This is a genomic window from Mesorhizobium sp. PAMC28654 (assembly GCF_020616515.1).
Classification (GTDB): domain Bacteria; phylum Pseudomonadota; class Alphaproteobacteria; order Rhizobiales; family Rhizobiaceae; genus Mesorhizobium.
In genome coordinates, this window is sequence record NZ_CP085135.1 from 742,823 (window position 1) to 761,196 (window position 18,374).

Consider the following 18,374-nt stretch of genomic DNA (forward strand, 5'->3'; position numbering starts at 1 on the left):
TCAGATATCCTCGCGGAAGTGTTTGAGCAGATGGTTGACCGGGTTGGGAGCCGCCTGGCCCAAGCCGCAGATCGAGGAATCGCGCATCACCATCTCCAGGTCGCGCAGTCCGGCCTCGTTGAGGGGACCATCCTTCTCCAGCAGCGAAACCATTTTTCCGGTTCCCTCGCGGCATGGGGTGCACTGACCGCAGCTCTCATGCCGGAAGAACTTAAGCAGATTGACCGTCGCTGCCTTGGCGCTGTCCTGGTCGGAAAATACCACCACCGCATGGGAGCCGACAAATGCGCCTTGCTTGGCAAGTTCACCGCCGAAATCGAGAGGGATGTCGCCCATGGACGCCGGCAAGATGCCGCCAGACGCACCACCCGGCAGGTAAGCCTTGAACGTGTGGCCGTCCTGCATGCCGTCGCAGTAGTCCTCAATCAGCTCGCGAACCGTGATACCGGCCGGCGCCAGCTTGACCCCTGGGTTTTTCACGCGACCCGAGACGGACCATGAGCGCACCCCGGGGTGACCAGGCCTGCCCAGGCCCGCAAACCATTCCGCGCCCTTTTCCACGATGTCGCGGATCCACCAAAGTGTCTCGACATTGTGATTGAGCGTTGGCCGCCCGAACAGGCCGACTTCAGCGATGTAGGGCGGGCGGTGGCGCGGCAGGCCACGCTTGCCTTCGATGCTCTCCAGCATCGCACTTTCCTCGCCGCAAATGTAGGCGCCGGCACCACGCCGAAGCTCGATAAATCCGGGCTCGGCGATACCGGCCAGTTCGAGCGCGGCGATTTCGCTTCGAAGGATTTGAAGCACCGCCGGATACTCGTCGCGCATGTAGAAATAGATGTGACCGGCTTCCACCGCATGGGCAGCGATCAGCGCACCCTCCAATGTGCGATGGGGGGCACGTTCGAGGTAGACCCGATCCTTGAATGTACCAGGCTCACCCTCGTCACCATTGATCGACATCAACCGGGGGCCTTTGTAGGAGCGGACAAACTCCCATTTCTTGCCAGCCGGGAAGCCAGCCCCGCCAAGTCCTCTCAGGCCCGCACCCTGCATGGTCGCGATGATGGCCTCGGTGGAGAGGACGCCGTCGCGCACCTTCTGCAGAAGCTGGTAACCGCCGGCCGCATGGTAGGCTTCAAAGCCTATATATTCCGGCACCGCGACTTTCGTATCGCCAATCTGCGCCATCTCCGACAGCCGTTCGGCCGTGGCGTGATCGACTTCTCGGTCCCCGATACGCGCCGCGGGCGCCGAAGCGCACCGACCCATGCAGGGCGCGCGCATGACCCGGATAGCGGCGGGATCGACCTTCGAGGCGAGATCGTCCAGAAGGCTTTCCGCTCCGGCAAGCATGCAACTGATCGAGTCGCACACCCGGATCGTCAGCGGTGCCGGCGGTGCCTCGCCCTCCTTGACGACGTCGAAATGGTCATAGAACGACGCGACTTCGTAAACCTCGGCTTGCGAAAGGCGCATGTCCTCGGCCAGCGCCCGAAGATGGCGCGCCGACAGGCATCCATACGCGTCTTGTATCAGATGCAGAAATTCGATCAGGAGATCGCGGCGGCGCTGTCGACCCATAAGCAGGTCCTGGACCTCCCTGAGCGCGGTATCCTCAAGGGCTCGTCCCTTCGGTCCTCGATCGCGAGGGCGCCGAGCTTGCATCGTCATGCACACATTCCCTTCCGTCGAATCGTCAGAGCCGCGACCTGTTGCAGTGGGTCCAGCTTCTCCAAACTTAGCGTACTGATCGCTCGATGCGAGAAGAAATGCGACAGGCGTGCCGCGAATTGGCAACCAATGACAAGGGCAAGCGTCAAACCAGCTAGAAACGCTTGGGCTTTGCAGGAGAGGCGCTTGCCTTTGTGATCAGAAATACGATGCTGTTCCCGGCGCGATCGGTGCTTTCGAGGCAGTCTCCCGTTTCGTTGATGAGGTTGGGAATGTCGATGGCGGACAAAGGGTCCGTACAATGGACTTCGAGCCTGTCGCCCCGTTCGATTGACGAAAGTGCCTTGCGCGTCTTCAGCGCTGGCAGCGGGCATTTCAGGCCTGATAGGTCAAGCTTTGTGGTCTTCATCCTCTGAGCCTCGCAAGGGCATCGCTTGCCGTCAATTGGCCAAGGCAGCGCATGGCATGGCTCACCACAGGAACGCTAGATCAGGAAGGAGTAGGGGATGAATCCGACTATATCGCCCACTTTGACCTCGGTGCTTTCCTCGTCGAGTTCGATAAGACCATCTGTGTCGACAAGGGATGAAAGCAGGCCTGCACCCTCTCGCGGAAACTTGACAGCTTCCGGCAAGCCGTCCTGCCCTTGGCGAAAATTGACGCGGACATACTCACGTCTCCCCACCTTCTTTCGGTAGGAGAATGCAGCTCGGATCGGCATTTTTGCTATTGGGGCCGGCGACGCTCCCGCCAGAGCCATGATCGCCGGCCGGGCAATCAAGGCGAACGTGACAAAACTCGCGACCGGATTCCCAGGCAGTCCTATGAACGGGGTGCCTTTGATGACTCCCATGGCAACGGGGCGGCCGGGTTTGACTGCGACGCGCCAGAACACAAGCGTTCCCACGCTTTCGACACTTGCCTTGACGAAATCGGCTTCGCCTGTTGATACGCCCCCGGATGTAAGGATCAGATCGTGCGTCGAGGCTGCAGCATCCAGGACTTCGGCGATCGCCGCGCGATCGTCTCTCAGAATGCCAAGATCTGTGACCAAGCAGCCCAGGCGTGAAGCCATTGCTGACAACATGAAGCGGTTGGAATCGAAAAGCTGCGAGGCTCCACGTTCTGCTCCGGGGGCAACAATTTCGTTGCCGGTCGAGAAAATGGCGACCCTTACCGGCTTGGTCACCTCGACGCCTGTCATGCCCAATGCCGCAACCAGGGCGACGTCTTGAGGACGAAGCTGGTGACCTGCTTTCAAAACCTTTTTCCCCAAGGGGATATCCTCGCCCGTCGGGCGTACGTTTGAACCCCGCTTCAGACCGGGCGGCAGCGTTACGCTATCGGCGGGGCCGACAACGACATCTTCCTGCATGAACACCGTGTCCGCACCGTCCGGCATCGGCGCCCCAGTGAAGATGCGAATGGCTTGGCCGGGTGCCATGGCCTGGCGTGCAGCCATGCCAGCCTGAACATAGTCTGTAACGGGAAAGCTCTGGGCAGCAGCATCGGGGATATCGGCGCCACGAATGGCGTAGCCGTCGACCGCCGAATTGGTGAAGGGGGGTAGTGGCAATGGCGCCAGAAGATCGTGGGCAAGAATGCGGCCATCGGCCGCGCCAAGCGTCACGAGTTCGTGTCCATCCAGGGGGCCAAGGCGCGACGCGATAAGCGCGAGGATTTCGTCGACCGGGATAAGCGGGCCGCCGAACGCGAAGCAATCGTCCGAAAGTTGTGCCATTTCAACTACCGCAATGTTCCACCAGCGCAAAAGATTGGCCAGCCTTCCCAGGTCGGCCTATATCATCAGCCACCAGCGGGCGAGCATTTTCAGGCGGACTCCAGCACTCGGCCCGTTCGCCAACACTGCGAGAACACAATGCAAACTGTCAAAGTCGTTCCTGAATTGGCTGTCGTTATGCCGGACCCGGCCGCCCCCCGCCTTACTGAGAGGGTAAGCGGCATCGATCACACTGGCGCGCTCGTCGAAATCAACGTGCCTGCCGAGCGAGCGCTCACGCTCTATCTCAACGCGCAGGAAATCGTCACCATGATGACGATCAACGATTATCCGGAGTATTTGGCTCTCGGCTACCTGCTCAACCAGAACATGCTCAAGCCGGACGATGTCGTCACCGAGGTCGAATATGACGATGACCTCCAGGTGGTCGTCGTGCGGACCGAGCGTAACACCAACTACGAACAGAAGCTGAAGAAGCGGACGCTGACATCTGGCTGTGCACAAGGCACCGCCTTCGGCGATCTCATGGAGGCGCTCGAAGAAATCGATCTGCCAGCGGCCGAACTGCGGACCTCCTGGCTCTATCAGATGACCCGTATCATCAACACCACGCCTTCGCTCTATCTTGAGGCAGGCGCGATCCATGGCTGCGTTCTGTGCAGAGAAGGAATTCCAATCTGTTACATGGAGGATGTCGGTCGTCACAACGCGGTCGACAAGATTGCTGGCTGGATGTACCGCCACGACGTCAATCCGGCAGACAAAATCCTCTACACGACTGGCCGGCTCACCTCCGAAATGACCATCAAGACCGTGCGCATGGGCATTCCAATCCTCGTTTCGCGATCTGGATTCACGGCTTGGGGAGTGGCGCTTGCACGACAGGTCGGTTTGACCTTGGTCGGACGAGCGCGCGGCAAACGGTTCACCGCGCTTTCCGGCGAAAAAAGGATCGTGTTTGACCAGGATATCGAGCAGGTCGAGGAAGAACCGTCCCGGCACAGGCGAAAGGGCGGCGAAAATGACGAATGACAGCATTCCGACGGTCGGCGTTGTTCTCGCGGGCGGTCTGGCGCGGCGCATGGGGGGCGGCGATAAGCCGATGCGTCAAATAGGCGGGCGCACGATCCTCAGCCGAGTGATCGAGCGTCTCGCCCCGCAATGCGACGGCCTAATCCTGAATGCCAATGGCGACCCCAAACGTTTCGCTTCGTTCGGGCTAACGGTCATTCCCGACACAGTCGGAGACTTACCTGGACCCCTTGCAGGCGTGCTTGCGGCGCTCGACTGGACGGCGGCGAATAGGCTCGAAACGGAATGGGTTGTAAGCGCCCCCGGAGACTGCCCTTTTCTACCGCGCGACCTCGTTGATCGCCTTCAGAGTGCGCGGGTGGACCAGGACGCCCAACTTGCAGTGGCGGCGTCGGGCGACCAGACACATCCTGTGATCGGCCTATGGAGCGTTGCTCTGCGTCATGAACTGCGGCACGCCCTCGTTGAAGAAGATGTGCGAAAAATCGACCGTTGGACCGAACGGTATCGGTTAGCGAAAGTGACGTGGCCGCTGGAGCCTTTAGATCCCTTTTTCAATGCTAACACGCCGGAAGACATGGCCGAGGCTGAGAGGTTGGCGGGTCAGCTTGACGACTAGGCCCGCACAGTGTCGGAGAAAATCACTTCTGTCGGCGGGCAGCAGGGTTTGAATCGTCCCGTTAAAGCAACGGTTCCTCCCGGAGACGGCATCTCGAATGCACCATCGGTCGCGACGATTCATCGCCGGCGCCCTCAAAGCCGGACCCGTCAAAGCTGCACCATCTGCCACATGCACGCTCGATCCCGGAATATGAATGGAGCATTTCGATCTCTGAAAAGCAGAATCACCGCAAGCGCCCGCGGTGATCCCCGTGCGGTCGGCACAGCACTCTTGATAGCACACGCAATTGTGGGGCATGAAGCCACTGGAACCGCGCCCAAATACGATTGCGCGGAAGTGGGTTATTGGGGACTGAATGGTATGTTAGTTGGGTGGAATTTTCATCGCTTTGCTATTCCCTTCGTAGTGTTCGTAAGTTCATTAGCTTCGAGTGAGGTGAGCGCCCTCGAATTTTCGGCACATTTCAATGGCGCGGCACGCATCGACGGGGAAAGTACATGGATTTATGCTGATGGCCCGATAGAACTCCACGATACAGAAAAATTCGAGAAATTCTTAGAAGATACGGAGCTATGGAAGAACCAACGCGTCGTCCTCAATTCTCCCGGCGGTAGCGTCCTTGAAGGAATAAGACTTGGCGAACTGATCCGGAGCAGAGGCTTCCGGACAGCCGTTGCAAAAACAGCTAAGGACGGGGACTACTCCCGAGTTGAGGCGGGCATTTGTGCCAGTTCCTGTGTGCTCGCGTTTGTTGGTGGGATTCAACGGGGCGCAAGTGAGGGCTCGCGAGTGGGTATCCATCAACTGTCGGTGGATTTCGAGAACATATTCTCGCAACGAAATGTGACTGTTGATGATTTGATTGCGAATTTTTCCGACACCCAAAAGGTCATGAGTCTGGTGCTGAAGCATTTCATGGCAATGGGCATTGACCCCGGTATCGTGCCGATGATGGCTGGCACGTCTTCGTCGGACATCAGGTGGCTGACCGCTGAGGAAGCGAAAAACACAAAGATTGCGTATGAGCCGGAGGAGTTCGCGCCTTGGGTAATCGAGCCCTACGGCAAGGGTCTCGTTGCCTTCTCAAAATCGAATGATGGCAAGAAGCAACTCACGCTATTTTGTAAGAACGGCCATATGCGATTTCTTCTGCGAGCAGAAGGTTCGCCTTACAGCACGACTTTTTCCAGTGATGTCGGTGGGCTCAAAGGATTCGAAATTGTGGGCGCTGCCGTTGTGGCGCCGGACTTCAAGCTCGAAGTCAAGAATGATACGTTGGAGCTGTCAGGCTCGTGGAATAGTACAGGCGCCGATCCGAAATATCATTCCACATTTAGCCTTTATGGCAAGGTTGTCGGATCAATTTCCGACATCTACAGTCTGTACCATTTCAACCCCGCTCGATTCGACAAGAGTGTGAATTTGGCGCGGAAAAACTGCGTGTAACGCCCCAACAACTTAAGGCTTTCACGATGGTGGGGACGGGTGAAGCCGGAGCATTACATATCGGTCGGAGCGGTGCTCGCGTGGACGCTTAAGCAGGATCTTGGCGCGACTTCTCGCCTAAGTGTCTGACCCAAAAAGAAGTTGGGTGCTATCAATGACTTGTGATTCAATCGGAGTTGCGAAGCCTCGACGGAGCATCACATGTGGACTGATATCACCCGCGCCAAGCATGCCCGAAAGGGACTACGTTATTCAAGCGATTTGACGGACGCGGAATGGATGGTTCTGGAACCGCTGCTTCCGCCTCGCTCGGCGCTTGGCCGCCCGCCGAAATGGTCGCAGCGGTCTATCATGGAGGGCGTGTTTTATGTGCTGCGTAGCGGTCTGCCTTGGCGAATGCTGCCCAGGGACTTGCCGCCGGTATCGACGGTGCAGCGCTATTTCTACGCTTGGCGCGACAGCGGCCTTTGGAACACGATCAACCACCTGCTGCTGGTGGCCGTGCGTGTCGCCGCAGGTCGGGAGGCGTCGCCCAGCGCCGGCGTAATCGACAGCCAAAGCGTGAAAACCACTGAAAGCGGCGGGCTTTGTGGCTACGATGCGGGCAAGAAGATCAAAGGCCGAAAGCGCCATATCCTGACCGACACCTTGGGCCTGCTGGTCGGCGCGATCGTCCATACCGCTGACATCCAGGACCGAGACGGCGCCCCCGAGGTTCTGGCTTCTATTCGGGAAAGCTTTCCCTGGCTGCGCCACGTCTTCGCCGATGGCGGCTACGCCGGTGAAAAACTCCAGACCGCGCTCAGGGGAAAAGGTGGCTGGACCCTCGAAATCATCAAGCGATCCGACGCCGCAAAAGGCTTCGTCCTGCTCCCGCGCCGGTGGGTGGTGGAACGAACCTTCGCCTGGTTCGGCCGCAACCGACGCCTGTCCAAGGACTTCGAGCAGACCATCGAAAGCTCCACCGCTTGGCTGCTCCTCGCATCCGTTCAACTCATGACACGGCGCATCGCAAATCCATGATATCCATCAGAAATATTATGAGTCAGACTCTAAGGTACGGATGCTGCATTGCAGATTGAGGAAGGTTACGGCAAGCAAGCGGGGCTGAGTGGCTGAGAAACGCTCGAGCCGCCAACGAACAACCGGTCCGCGCGCGGCTCGACGAAGAGCAAATGGATCGGCGACTGGAAGGGTGGCGTGGCTTGCGATCGAACCGGTCGCGGATTCGTACTGCGCGTGACCGGGAAGGGCCCAAAAGCCCGAATGCTGTGCAACATCGTGTTTTTCATGTCTCACACCTTACTGACGCGCCCTGACGTCAGCACGGGCGAGACTGCGGATCAGACCCAACTGAACAGCCGCAACGGCACAGTTTGTCGACGGCTGCCGCTGTCACTGTTCGACGTCCCTTTATGTCCTCGGTCAGAAAAAGATCGAAGATCAGTACAATTTTCTTGTTCTTAAATATGATTTAATTTCGCTTGTCTTGTTGTTATTTCCTTCTCTAAACTTTGCCCATCTGCGGCGCGGGCCGCCTTCGATCAACGTTCGATGATGTCGAACTGGCATTCTGGTGGATTCTCAACGCTGACGCGGGCTTTCGCGATCGTGCGACGCGTCAGTTGCTGTTTTTGCATTTGATGTGTCGGGCGGCCCGGTCGGTCCGGGTCGGCGGAAGGAACGATTTCATGTCTGAATATGATCAAACCATAATTGTCGAGAACTACCCGGCCTCGATTGACGCCAGTACCTGGGATGACTGGTACGACCGGTCGATCAAAGACCCGGAAGCATTCTGGATGGAACACGGGCTGTGTCTCGACTGGCGCCGTCCATACACCCAAGCTCGGTCGGTGAGTTACGGGCCACAACACGTGCATATTCGCTGGTTCGAAGACGGCCTTTTGAACGCTTCGTGCAATTGCATCGACCGCCACCTCGAGTTGCGCGGAGACCAGACGGCGCTGATTTGGGAAGGAGACGAACCTGGCACAGACGAGCGGCTAACCTATCGCCAACTCCATCAAGCCGTCTGCCGCCTTGCCAATGGAATCAAGTCGCTTGGAGTTCGAAAAGGCGATTTTGTCACCATCTACCTGCCCATGATTCCAGAAGCCGCCATCGCCATGCTGGCTTGCGCACGGATCGGAGCGATCCACTCGGTAGTATTTGCCGGATTCTCGCCGGACGCTCTCGCCGACCGCGTCAGGGATTGCCGTTCCCGCCTGATCATCACCGCCGATGAGGGGGTGCGCGGAGGAAAGCGAATTCCACTGAAGCGCTACGTCGAAGAAGCACTGAAGAATTGCCCGTCAATCGAATGCTGCATCGTCATCAAAAGGACCGGGGACAGGTCGAACTGGAACGCCCAGCGTGACGTCTCTTATGACCAACTGGTCGAATCCATGGATTCGCACTGCGATCCGGAGTGGATGAGAGCAGAGGACCCTCTCTTCGTCCTTTACACGTCGGGATCGACCGGAAAGCCTAAGGGCATAGTGCATTCGACTGGAGGCTATCTCGTCGCCTGCGCTCTCAGCCACCGCTACGTTCTCGATTGCAAACCGAACGACGTCTACTGGTGCACCGCCGATGTCGGATGGGTGACTGGCCACAGCTATATCGTCTACGGTCCGCTCGCCAACGGCGCGACGACGCTGCTCTTCGAGGGAATACCGACATATCCCTCGCCGTCTCGTTTCTGGGAGATCTGCGACAAATACGGCGTCACTATTTTCTACACCGCGCCTACAGCCATCAGAGCGCTGATGCGCGAAGGCAATGCGGCCGTCGAACGCACCGGCCGCTCGTCGCTGCGGGTATTGGGTAGCGTTGGCGAGCCCATAAATCCCGAAGCGTGGCGCTGGTACTATGAAGTCGTAGGCGTCAGACGCTGTCCCGTGATTGACACCTGGTGGCAAACCGAAACCGGGGCGATCATGATCGTGCCCATTCCGGGCGTTACCCCGCTGAAGCCAGGATCTGCCACGCGCCCGTTCTTGGGAGTGGTTCCGGTAATCGTGGATCAGGATGGTCGTACGGTTGATGGCGTCGGCGAAGGAAATCTCTGTCTATCGGACGGTGGCCCCGGAATGGTCAGAACAATCCTTGGTGATCGCAAACGATTTGAGGAAACCTATTTTGCGCGGTATCCGGGCCTCTATTTCACAGGCGACGGCTGTCGACGTGACAAGGATGGGTATTACTGGATCACCGGGCGCGTCGACGACGTGATCAACGTTTCCGGGCATCGGTTGGGGACCGCCGAAATCGAGAGCGCGCTGGTCGGCAATCCGCGCGTGGCGGAAGCTGCGGTTGTTGGAATTCCGGACAGCATGAAAGGGCAGGGCATCTACGCCTTCGTGACGCTGAAACTCGGCGAGCAGGAAAACGCGAACGTCAGACGCGAACTCGTAGCAACGGTTCGGAAGAGAATCAGCCCTATCGCGACGCCCGATGTCATCCAGTGGGCTCCGGCGCTGCCAAAGACGCGATCTGGCAAGATCATGCGCAGGATCCTGCGGAAGATCGCCGAGGGTCGATCCGATGACCTTGGAGACACTTCCACACTTGCCGAACCCGACGTCGTTGCGTCCTTGATCCAAGGGCACGACGCGTTGTTACGGAACGCGGGTGCGGTCTGAAGACGCAGTTCTTTGAAGCAAAGCGCCACCGTCCGCGAACAAACCGATTGCCTCGCAAAGGTTTTTCGGCAGTGACTACGAATGTCCTCCGGGATCGGCTTTGTCGTAAACTCTGACTTTGGTTGCGATGAGACGTTTTCCGTGGGTATCATGCCGGGAGAGTTTCGGATTATTCGGCTATTGACGGGCGGGGATTGCAGGCAAACATTGCCTGTCGCTTGCACCGTCAGAGGTCATGTTGTTGATGACCGTTCTATTGCTAACGCCTCTGCGCATGAACTCCCTGATCACGTCGCAGACATCTCGGTAGGCCCGGCCGAGCCGATCCACCCATCGCACCACAAGCGTATCGCCCCATGCGGTAAGCGGTCTCGGATGCCGGTCAAGCGGCAGGCTTGATCCCGAAATCGACGGGGCGGAGAATGAGATCGTCGAGTGTGTATTTGTCGAGGAATTCAGCGCCTCGCCGAGCAACTTCTTCCGCTGTTCTCGCCCGTTGCTGATCGAAATCCTCACCCGCTTCCACGATGAAGCCTTGAGCGTACGGACAAGCGCCGGGCCGAGCGCGGCAAGTTTTCCGGCGCCCAAACGTTTCTGTTCGGCGGTTCGTTCGGCGACGAGAAAGGGATAGACGCCAATGGACGAGTTGTTGAGGAAGCCCCGCCGTTCATCTCCGCGACATCGATCCGCTCGACACGGCCGGCGGCGATGACATCCAAGGCCGCGTCCAAATCACTCGACAAACCGAGATCGCTGTCGAAATGATAGAGGGTACCGAGCGGCAGAACCCCAGCACGACATGCGTTCCCGCGATCGCCGACGCCACGGAACCGAGAGTGCCATTGCCCCCGCCGACCACGAGGGTCCTTGGCTCGCCGCCGGGTGATTTCGCCGTGACCAAGCTGTCGGCCACCTCCGCGATCTGGCTTCCGCCCGCCATTCGCACCTCGGCTTCCAATCCGCGCGTGAAGCTCGGTTCGAACGAATGCATCGACATCGTAGTCGGCTCGCTGAACTGTGCCTGCGCTTGCATTGAGTAGGACTAGGATTGTGATGTGCGCGCCACTTGCGAAGGAGTGAAAATGATATCGTCTGCTCGTCTCATGCATTTCGATATTGCGTCACGAATCGTCTCGGTCAGGGACTGGCAACGCCACCCTGCAAAGCTCCTGTTCCTGGATTGGCAGGAATCCTTCCGTCGCGCGCCAGCAGAACCTGGCCGTCCCAATCAGGGGTCGGACTATGATCGGGCCGGGTCACCAGGCGGCCGGCGTCGAGAGACGCAGCCAGAAGGTCGCGTGGTCCGTTCGCGTCGGGCTGCGCCTGTGTCACCGTGAAGAGCGGGAAGCGATTACCCAGCTGTTCCTCGACAACCGACCCGATCCAGAGTTCCGTCAGGTGGCCGTTTCGCAAATCAATGTCGGTGGCCCACATCCGGAGCACGAAACGCGAGTTGGTGCCGCCTACCTCGTCGCGGGGATGGACCAGCGTAAGGCTCGGCAGGCGCCCGCGCTCCATGTAGGGCAACGTTGGAAGGACCATCGGACCGGGACGTGGCGTGAACCACCCGAGAGCGCCGGCCAACGTCCACGGAGCCGGCGGCCGCCAGCCCTTTTGCGTCAGATCTGCTTCGAGGTTTTCCAGGCTTCCGGCCCATTGGAATGTCAACGGTTCCTCGATCTCGCCTGCGAGATCGATCCGCTGCACGGGCAACTGCTGCCAATCCCGCGCCCACCAATCCGCCACGAGAATCGACGGTGCTTCGTATTGGACGGCGTAACGCTCCATGTCCTTAGCGTGGTTGCGGTAGATATGGAATCCACCTGCGACGACCAGGCCGGCGCAGGCAACGGCCAAGAGACCTCCGGCGCCCTTTTCGGGCGGTTGATGATGCAAGTAGGCTATGCAGAGCAGAGCCAACCATGCCGTCGCGAATGCCAATCCGCCCGCCACGTCGGAAAACCAGTGGGCACCGAGGTAGAGCCGGGAGAAGGCGATCAAAGCCACCAAAACGGCCGCTGCGAGCGCGACCGGGAGACCCCAAGCTGGTCGGACGCGCCGAGCGATCAGGAAAGCCAGAAAACCATACAGAACGGCGTTCTCGGTGCTGTGGCCGCTGGGAAAGGAGAAATCGCTCCAACCGGAATAGAGGTTCTCAGTGGGGCGCGCACGGTGTAAGGCCACCTTGATGCCCGTGTTGATGGCTGCGGCGCCGCCGATAGCCGCCGCCCAGTAAGCGGCGGTGCGCCAGGCGCGCTTCCAGGCCAGCCATAGGAACACGAGGACGGCAATCACAATCACTACAGTTGTGTCGCCCAGTTCAGTGAAGCCGACCATCAAGGAATCGCCCAACGGCGTCCGCAGATCTTGAAGGATTCGATAGACCGCAGCATCGGTGCGTACCAGCGGATCGCCGCTGACGACGTCCTCGAGGATGCCGAAGAAGGTCCAGGCAGCGACGACGAGCAGCAGCGCCAGCGCCGCGAGAATCTTGGCTTCCTTCTGGGCCGGATCGAGCAGTGAGCGGATTTGACGGCTCGTCCAAGTATCGCGGGCATCTGCCCATTGTCCTAGGCGGCCCAGATAGACCAGAAGGATGGGAATGCCGCGGCGTACTGCGTAGCGGACGACCCAAATGGTGACCCACAGGACAAAGATCACCGCGACAAGGAGGGCCGCGAGCCGGCCTGCCGCAGCGCCGGCAACGCTGAAATACGCGCCGACGAACACGCCAGGCAGGATGTGCGACGGCGCCCAGACGAATGCCGAGAGGATGTTGGCGTAGTAAAAACGGCGGGCCTGCATTTGCAGCATGCCTGCCACGAGCGGAATGAACGCACGGACGCCAGGCGTGAAGCGCGCCAGAAAGACGCTCTTGCCGCCGTGCCGTTCGAAGAACGCCTCGCTGCGCGCGATGAGTTCGGGATAACGGTTCAACGGCCACCGCTGCAGGATTTCCCTGTGGTAGCGATGGCCAAGCCAGAAAGACAGGCCGTCGCCGACGATCGCGCCCAAAGAGGCTGAAATCAACATCGGCCAGAGCCTCAGCACACCGCTTGGGACAAGAGCGGCAAGGCTGACGATGATGGCCGTTCCAGGAACGACCGCGCCGATGACCGGAACGGACTCCGACAGAGCCAGCAGAAAGATCGCCGCATAGGCCAGATGTGGATGCGAAGCGATGTAGTCCGTGAGCGCCGAGAAAAAGGACATCTATCGTCCCCCTTTTTGACGAAAGCTCAGGAGCACCCGGCGCAGCCTTTTTACGGGGGAGGGGCTCATCGGGAGCTCGCTCCCCTTATCAGTCCCGGCGGGTTTGCGAAATCTTCGTGAATGATCTGTTCAGAGCCGGGGATGAATTTCCCGCCATGGTCGTAGCGAAGCACCACGAAGGCGTCGAAAACGTTGTCCGGCCAGTATCCGTCAGGCAGAACTGCGTGCGGGTCACCACCAAGTGCCTCTATGATCTGCGGCAAGGTGCCGTGATGCCAGGCAATAAGAACGGACTTCCGGTGGGGTTCCGCCATCAATGCACGAACAAGGCCCGCGATGTCCTTGTTGTCGAATCTCAGGTCCAGCGGAATCCGGAGTGCCCGGCCCAATGGCTCCAGGGTCTGTCGCTCGCGCGCACTGTTTTTGGAATCTGCGGTCGCTATCAGCGTATCAGGCCGAAACGCAGCACCGTTCAGCGTGAGATGCTGAAAATACCCGACATAGGCCTGAGCGCGTGCCTCCCCCGCAGGCGATAGCCCAGTCCCGCTGTCGGGCTTTTCGGCATGACGTATGATCAGCACCGTCGCATCCGCGAGGCTCGCCATTTTAGCTTCGGGAGCGGCGCTGGCGGATACCGGAGTCACGAGCGACATGACCAGCAAGAGATAGGCAAGGGCAAGCAAGCGGGAGCGATTGATCCGGTTCGATGAAAAGGATTCGTGCGCCATTTTTGAGCCCTCGCGGTTTTTTTGAGCTGCGGCATCTGCCCGACATCACGGATTTCACCGACGCTCATTACAGAATTCCGGTCACCCATCGATCGACGCGGGTGTCCTCCCGGTATGCGATCCGGACCAGTCCGGCGGCGACAAGGGCGGTCGCCACACCCCCCACGATGTCGCCGACATAATGGGTCCCGACATAGACACGGGAAATCACGACAAGCAGGGCGGCCGCGACGAACCACAGTGCCTTGCGGACACGGGCGTTGAACGCATAGCTGAAGACGGCGGCAAAACTGGCGGTGGCATGATCCGAAGGAAACGACGGATCGGCGCTGCGCGTGATCAGCAGGTGCGAAACGCCGGCGTCGTAGGGACGCATGCGATGCACGAGGAGCAGAATAATCTGGTTGAGGGCCAATCCAAGCAGGAACGACAGGCCGCAGGCAACCGCAACATGCCTCTCGGAGCGACTGCCGCCACCCCACCACCAGGACGCCACCACGGCCAGTATCAACAGTGGCACACCCGCCTGTGTGACAGCGATCATGATTAAATCGATCAGGTTGTTGTGCCCTGAAAGGTTGTTGATCCAGCCCGTGACCTGGGCATCCAGTTTTTCCATTCCATCACCATTCCATTTCGAAAAGAAACCGCGAGCCGGGTCTCAGGGTGCCTCCCGCTTACCCAACCCCATTCGAACAGGGAGCAGGCCCGCCAAGGTCAGCACAGTAAAGACAGCGCCTGCGAGGAAAGTGCCTTGCGGCCCTGTCATGTCCCAAAGCGCGCCAGCGACAACGCTGGCAATGAGGAGTGCCAAGCCGGTGACGAGGTTGAACATGCCGAAGGCGGTCCCGCGCAATTCCGCCGGAGAGGCATCAGCGATCAACGCAGCCAGCAATCCTTGGGTGAAGCCCATGTGGAGCCCCCAGAGGATCACTCCGAGCACAAGCCCGATCGTCCCCGGCGCAAAGGCGAGAACCAGATCGGCTGCGAGGAGCAGAAACAGGCCAACGATCAGGATTGTCAGGCGGTTCACACGATCAGACAGCACGCCGACGGGATAGGCCGACAGAGAATAGGCAAGGCTCATGATAACCAAGACAATCGGCGCCAGCACCATCGGCAGGCCGATGGATTGCGCACGCAAAATGAGGAATGCTTCGCTGAAGCGAGCAAGGGTGAAGACTGCCGCGATTGCCACGACCCACCAGTAGTGCGCTCCCAGACGGCGTAGCTCCTCGCGATGCAGCGGCATGCGGATACGGCGCTGCTCCTTCGGGCGTTCCGGTTCCTTCACGGCGACGAGGAGCAGTCCGACGGACAGGCATGCCGGGATGACGGCAATCCAGAACACCGCCTTAAAATGAAAGGCCGTCACCCACATCAGGCCGATGGCAAAAAGCGGCCCGAGAAACGAACCGATCGTGTCGAGCGACTGGCGCAGGCCAAAGCTCGCGCCGCGAAGATGTGGCGGGGCGAGGTCGGCGACAAGCGCGTCCCGCGGGGCGCCGCGAATACCCTTGCCGATACGGTCGATGAAACGCGCCGCGATAAGCCAATCGATCGAGGATGCCAACGGAAAGATCGGCCTAGTCAAGGCCGCCAGGCCATAACCGAACACGGCGAGCAGTTTGCGCTTGCCGAGCCAATCGCTCAGGGCGCCGGAGAAGACCTTGGTGATCGAGGCGGTTGCTTCAGCGATACCCTCGATGACGCCGACGGCAAGGGCTGACGTTCCAAGCACCGTCACCATGTAGATAGGCAACAGCGCGTGGATCATCTCCGACGAGATGTCCATCAGCATCGAGACGAAGCCCAGAATCCAAACGCCGACGGGAATCCCCTGTCTGGCTCTGGGGCGTTCCATGATCTCGGTTGTCATCGCGCCTGTTCCGTCATACTGGCCGCTCACCTCACCGATTTTCATCGTGTGCGTCGAAGACCCGTTGAGCGTAGCTGTCGAGCAGGGCCTCGCATGCCCGCAGCCGTTCGGCAGCCTCATCCGCAAGTGATGCACCGTAGAAATCGAGCTTCTTGATCTTCTCCAGCCAGCCCTGGAGCTTCTTCAGATCTGTGTCTTCCTCTTCGAGCTCGGCATAGGTGAACTTGTTGATCGTGATCTCCTTGGCGATCTCGACCTCGAAGCCGGCGCACCGACCGAGAAACTCGCGATACTGGTCGTCGCGATCTGCCTTGAAGCGGGCAACCACCTTGTCCTCTTGAGCGCGATCAAGGGCGACCGTCTCCAGGATGACGGATTCGCCGCCCATCTTGGAAACATCGTTCTCCAGCATTTTCAGCCGGCGCACATGATCGTCGGTCTTCGGCAGCAGGCAGACACCGTTCTGCAGGTAAATCGCCCCCATGCCCTTCAGTCGCCGCCATAGCGCAACGCGCTTCGTGGCGGGCTCCGGAGGCACCTTGTATGTCAAAAGAAGCCACGTCAGCACGACCATGGCTTCAATTTAATGCAACGGCTGTAACAATTCAATCGCAACGTCGCAGTTCGCACTGTTGAAAGTGTTTGCGCGTGAACGACAAACGAATCCGTCTAGCCCAGTCAAGTGCTACGCATTCACGATGCCAGACCATGGCTCGGACCAAAAGATGATGGGAGACATGATTAAGATATCGAACCCGCTTGCGCTTGCCGTCGCCTCGGATTGTCGTCAACGCAATCTGCCGCCTGGTTCTTCCTTGCGTTTGTCCGGTTTGTCCTTTGAAATTGAATGAACCGCAGATTCCGAGTCAGACTGACGGCCAAGACATTTCTTGCTTACAGAATCTTCGCCAGAAAACTCTTCGTGCGGTTCCTTTGCGGATTCGAGAACAGTGCCGTGGGCGCTGCCTCCTCGACGATCAGGCCGTCATCCATGAAGATCACCCGGTGCCCGACCTCACGGGCAAACCCCATCTCATGGGTGACGACCACCATCGTCATTCCCTCGATCGCCAGCGTCTTCATGACCTGGAGCACTTCGCCCACCATTTCGGGGTCGAGCGCGGAGGTTGGCTCGTCGAAGAGCATGACGTTCGGGCCCATGGCCAACGAGCGGGCGATCGCCACACGTTGCTGCTGGCCGCCGGAAAGCTCGTCCGGGTAGCTTGCTTCCTTGCCCACCAGACCGACTTTGGCCAACAACTCGCGTGCGACCTTGTTGGCCTCGGCAAGTGTGAGCTTCTTGACCTTGCGCGGCCCGATCGTGACGTTCTCCAAAATGGTCAGATGCTTGAACAGATTGAACTGCTGAAACACCATGCCGACATGCTGTCGCAGCTTGTGGATGTTCGTCTTCGGATCGGTCAACATCATGCCGGCGATTTCAATCTCGCCGCTGGTTGCCGTCTCCAGCCCGTTCAGGCAGCGCAGAAACGTGCTTTTTCCGCTTCCTGAAGGGCCGATGACGACGACGACCTCCTTTTCCTCCACATGAGTGCTTATCCCCTTGAGGATCTCGTTGTGGCCGAAGGACTTGTGAAGGTCTTTAACGTTTATCAACTTGAAGCCTCCTCTCCAGGGAGGACGAGAACTTCGACAAGGAGAAGATGAGGACGAAGTACAGCGCCGCTATGAGCCCCCAGATCGCAAAGGATGCGAAGGTCTCGGCAATTACGATCTCGCCCTTGTAGACCAGTTCGGCGATGCCGACCGGCGCGAGCAGCGAGGTGTCCTTGATCGTCTGGGCCGCCTGGTTGACCAGTGGTGGGATCATTCGCTTGAATGCCTGGGGCAGGACGATATAGCGCATTGTCTGAAAGCCGTTCATGGCGATGCTCTGCGCGGCTTCCTTCTGGCCTCGATCGACACCGAGGATGCCTGCGCGGACGATCTCGGTGACGTAAGCACCTTCGTTCAGGCTGAGTGTGAGCGCGGCGGCGAGGATCGGATAGGTCAGTTGCCCGAACCATTGGTTGACGGGCAGGATCGCGGGCAATCCAAGCACGATGAAGAAGAGTTGCACCAACAGTGGAGTGGATCGGAAAATCTCGACATAAGCGGTGGCGATCCACCTCAGCGGCGCGATCTTCGACAGGCGCATGAGCGCCGCGATCAGGCCGATGATCACCATCAGGACGATGGCGACGATCGAGTATTGAATCGTAAGGCGCAGGCCTCCGAGGATGACCGGTAAGTTTTGCCAGATGGGACCCATGCGCCGTGCCTCGAATTGCTAGTCTCGGCCGCGTCCTTACGAAAGAAAGCACGGCACCTGCCTTGCGCCACGCGCTCTCCGCGTCGATTTGGTGGACTCGCCGAGAAGGCTGGACCATCT

The 18,374-nt window shown here is 59.2% G+C and carries 17 protein-coding genes and 1 pseudogene; 6 read left to right on the forward strand and 12 right to left on the reverse strand.

Annotated elements, in window-relative coordinates:
• The 3 genes from LGH82_RS03635 to glp form a co-directional block, all read right to left on the reverse strand.
• Nucleotides 1–1,674, reverse strand: coding sequence for an NAD(P)H-dependent oxidoreductase subunit E (locus LGH82_RS03635; protein ID WP_227347332.1), 1,674 nt, complete (start codon nucleotides 1,672–1,674; stop codon nucleotides 1–3).
• Nucleotides 1,675–1,828: 154 nt separating this feature from the next.
• Entirely contained in the window at nucleotides 1,829–2,083 is a 255-nt protein-coding gene (locus LGH82_RS03640; RefSeq protein WP_227347333.1) for a sulfurtransferase TusA family protein, read from the reverse strand.
• 75 nt (nucleotides 2,084–2,158) lie between these two features.
• Nucleotides 2,159–3,415: a gephyrin-like molybdotransferase Glp gene (glp, locus tag LGH82_RS03645; RefSeq protein ID WP_227347334.1), complete on the reverse strand. Its 1,257-nt coding sequence runs from the start codon at nucleotides 3,413–3,415 to the stop codon at nucleotides 2,159–2,161.
• Between the two features lie 138 nt (nucleotides 3,416–3,553).
• Here glp and LGH82_RS03650 point away from each other — a divergent pair, with 138 nt between their 5' ends.
• The 5 genes from LGH82_RS03650 (at nucleotide 3,554) to acs (ending at nucleotide 10,162) form a co-directional block, all read left to right on the forward strand.
• On the forward strand, nucleotides 3,554–4,447 hold the full coding sequence (locus LGH82_RS03650) for a formate dehydrogenase accessory sulfurtransferase FdhD (protein ID WP_227349471.1): 894 nt from the start codon (nucleotides 3,554–3,556) through the stop codon (nucleotides 4,445–4,447).
• On the forward strand, nucleotides 4,437–5,066 hold the full coding sequence (mobA, locus tag LGH82_RS03655; protein ID WP_227347335.1) for a molybdenum cofactor guanylyltransferase MobA: 630 nt from the start codon (nucleotides 4,437–4,439) through the stop codon (nucleotides 5,064–5,066). The genes LGH82_RS03650 and mobA overlap by 11 nt, the downstream gene beginning before the upstream one ends.
• A 9-nt stretch (nucleotides 5,067–5,075) precedes the next feature.
• Complete coding sequence (locus LGH82_RS03660) at nucleotides 5,076–6,515, forward strand: hypothetical protein (protein ID WP_227347336.1); 1,440 nt, start codon at nucleotides 5,076–5,078, stop codon at nucleotides 6,513–6,515.
• Between the two features lie 201 nt (nucleotides 6,516–6,716).
• Nucleotides 6,717–7,538, forward strand: coding sequence for an IS5 family transposase (locus tag LGH82_RS03665; protein ID WP_227345406.1), 822 nt, complete (start codon nucleotides 6,717–6,719; stop codon nucleotides 7,536–7,538).
• A 668-nt stretch (nucleotides 7,539–8,206) separates the two neighbouring features.
• Complete coding sequence (gene acs / locus LGH82_RS03670; RefSeq protein ID WP_227347337.1) at nucleotides 8,207–10,162, forward strand: acetate--CoA ligase; 1,956 nt, start codon at nucleotides 8,207–8,209, stop codon at nucleotides 10,160–10,162.
• A gap of 216 nt (nucleotides 10,163–10,378) precedes the next feature.
• Here the strand turns inward: acs and LGH82_RS03675 are convergent.
• Nucleotides 10,379–10,570 (reverse strand): annotated as a pseudogene (locus LGH82_RS03675) (recombinase family protein); the annotation flags it as partial.
• 104 nt (nucleotides 10,571–10,674) lie between these two features.
• Complete coding sequence (locus LGH82_RS33555; protein ID WP_413771460.1) at nucleotides 10,675–10,947, reverse strand: hypothetical protein; 273 nt, start codon at nucleotides 10,945–10,947, stop codon at nucleotides 10,675–10,677.
• Here LGH82_RS33555 and LGH82_RS03680 point away from each other — a divergent pair.
• Nucleotides 10,924–11,202: a hypothetical protein gene (locus tag LGH82_RS03680; RefSeq protein WP_227347338.1), complete on the forward strand. Its 279-nt coding sequence runs from the start codon at nucleotides 10,924–10,926 to the stop codon at nucleotides 11,200–11,202. The genes LGH82_RS33555 and LGH82_RS03680 overlap by 24 nt on opposite strands.
• 97 nt (nucleotides 11,203–11,299) lie before the next feature.
• On the opposite strand, the gene LGH82_RS03685 is transcribed toward LGH82_RS03680, so the two are convergent.
• The 7 genes from LGH82_RS03685 to LGH82_RS03715 form a co-directional block, all read right to left on the reverse strand.
• Nucleotides 11,300–13,375 (reverse strand): bifunctional DedA family/phosphatase PAP2 family protein, encoded by a 2,076-nt coding sequence (locus LGH82_RS03685; protein ID WP_227347339.1) that lies wholly within the window; start codon nucleotides 13,373–13,375, stop codon nucleotides 11,300–11,302.
• Nucleotides 13,376–13,440: 65 nt separating this feature from the next.
• Nucleotides 13,441–14,103: a flagellar basal body-associated protein FliL gene (locus tag LGH82_RS03690; RefSeq protein WP_227347340.1), complete on the reverse strand. Its 663-nt coding sequence runs from the start codon at nucleotides 14,101–14,103 to the stop codon at nucleotides 13,441–13,443.
• Nucleotides 14,104–14,170: 67 nt separating this feature from the next.
• The gene (locus LGH82_RS03695) at nucleotides 14,171–14,722 is read right to left on the reverse strand and encodes a phosphatase PAP2 family protein (RefSeq protein ID WP_227347341.1); all 552 of its coding nucleotides are present in this window, start codon (nucleotides 14,720–14,722) and stop codon (nucleotides 14,171–14,173) included.
• A 42-nt stretch (nucleotides 14,723–14,764) separates the two neighbouring features.
• Entirely contained in the window at nucleotides 14,765–15,982 is a 1,218-nt protein-coding gene (locus tag LGH82_RS03700; RefSeq protein ID WP_227349472.1) for an MFS transporter, read from the reverse strand.
• 31 nt (nucleotides 15,983–16,013) lie between these two features.
• The gene (locus LGH82_RS03705) at nucleotides 16,014–16,556 is read right to left on the reverse strand and encodes a Chromate resistance protein ChrB (RefSeq protein WP_227347342.1); all 543 of its coding nucleotides are present in this window, start codon (nucleotides 16,554–16,556) and stop codon (nucleotides 16,014–16,016) included.
• A gap of 320 nt (nucleotides 16,557–16,876) precedes the next feature.
• The gene (locus tag LGH82_RS03710) at nucleotides 16,877–17,599 is read right to left on the reverse strand and encodes an amino acid ABC transporter ATP-binding protein (protein ID WP_227347343.1); all 723 of its coding nucleotides are present in this window, start codon (nucleotides 17,597–17,599) and stop codon (nucleotides 16,877–16,879) included.
• Complete coding sequence (locus LGH82_RS03715; protein ID WP_227347344.1) at nucleotides 17,586–18,254, reverse strand: amino acid ABC transporter permease; 669 nt, start codon at nucleotides 18,252–18,254, stop codon at nucleotides 17,586–17,588. The genes LGH82_RS03710 and LGH82_RS03715 overlap by 14 nt, the downstream gene beginning before the upstream one ends.
• Nucleotides 18,255–18,374 lie beyond the last annotated feature (120 nt).

Excerpts from the sequence above, each read along its gene's own strand:
- LGH82_RS03665 (WP_227345406.1), top strand. The coding sequence starts at position 6,717 with ATGTGGACTGATATCACCCGCGCCAAGCATGCCCGAAAGGGACTACGT.
- mobA (WP_227347335.1), top strand. The coding sequence starts at position 4,437 with ATGACGAATGACAGCATTCCGACGGTCGGCGTTGTTCTCGCGGGCGGT.
- LGH82_RS03635 (WP_227347332.1), bottom strand. The coding sequence starts at position 1,674 with ATGACGATGCAAGCTCGGCGCCCTCGCGATCGAGGACCGAAGGGACGA.
- LGH82_RS03715 (WP_227347344.1), bottom strand. The coding sequence starts at position 18,254 with ATGGGTCCCATCTGGCAAAACTTACCGGTCATCCTCGGAGGCCTGCGC.
- LGH82_RS03680 (WP_227347338.1), top strand. The coding sequence starts at position 10,924 with ATGATAGAGGGTACCGAGCGGCAGAACCCCAGCACGACATGCGTTCCC.
- glp (WP_227347334.1), bottom strand. The coding sequence starts at position 3,415 with ATGGCACAACTTTCGGACGATTGCTTCGCGTTCGGCGGCCCGCTTATC.
- LGH82_RS03650 (WP_227349471.1), top strand. The coding sequence starts at position 3,554 with ATGCAAACTGTCAAAGTCGTTCCTGAATTGGCTGTCGTTATGCCGGAC.
- LGH82_RS03640 (WP_227347333.1), bottom strand. The coding sequence starts at position 2,083 with ATGAAGACCACAAAGCTTGACCTATCAGGCCTGAAATGCCCGCTGCCA.
- LGH82_RS03685 (WP_227347339.1), bottom strand. The coding sequence starts at position 13,375 with ATGTCCTTTTTCTCGGCGCTCACGGACTACATCGCTTCGCATCCACAT.
- LGH82_RS03700 (WP_227349472.1), bottom strand. The coding sequence starts at position 15,982 with ATGACAACCGAGATCATGGAACGCCCCAGAGCCAGACAGGGGATTCCC.
- LGH82_RS03705 (WP_227347342.1), bottom strand. The coding sequence starts at position 16,556 with ATGGTCGTGCTGACGTGGCTTCTTTTGACATACAAGGTGCCTCCGGAG.
- acs (WP_227347337.1), top strand. The coding sequence starts at position 8,207 with ATGTCTGAATATGATCAAACCATAATTGTCGAGAACTACCCGGCCTCG.
- LGH82_RS03690 (WP_227347340.1), bottom strand. The coding sequence starts at position 14,103 with ATGGCGCACGAATCCTTTTCATCGAACCGGATCAATCGCTCCCGCTTG.
- LGH82_RS03695 (WP_227347341.1), bottom strand. The coding sequence starts at position 14,722 with ATGGAAAAACTGGATGCCCAGGTCACGGGCTGGATCAACAACCTTTCA.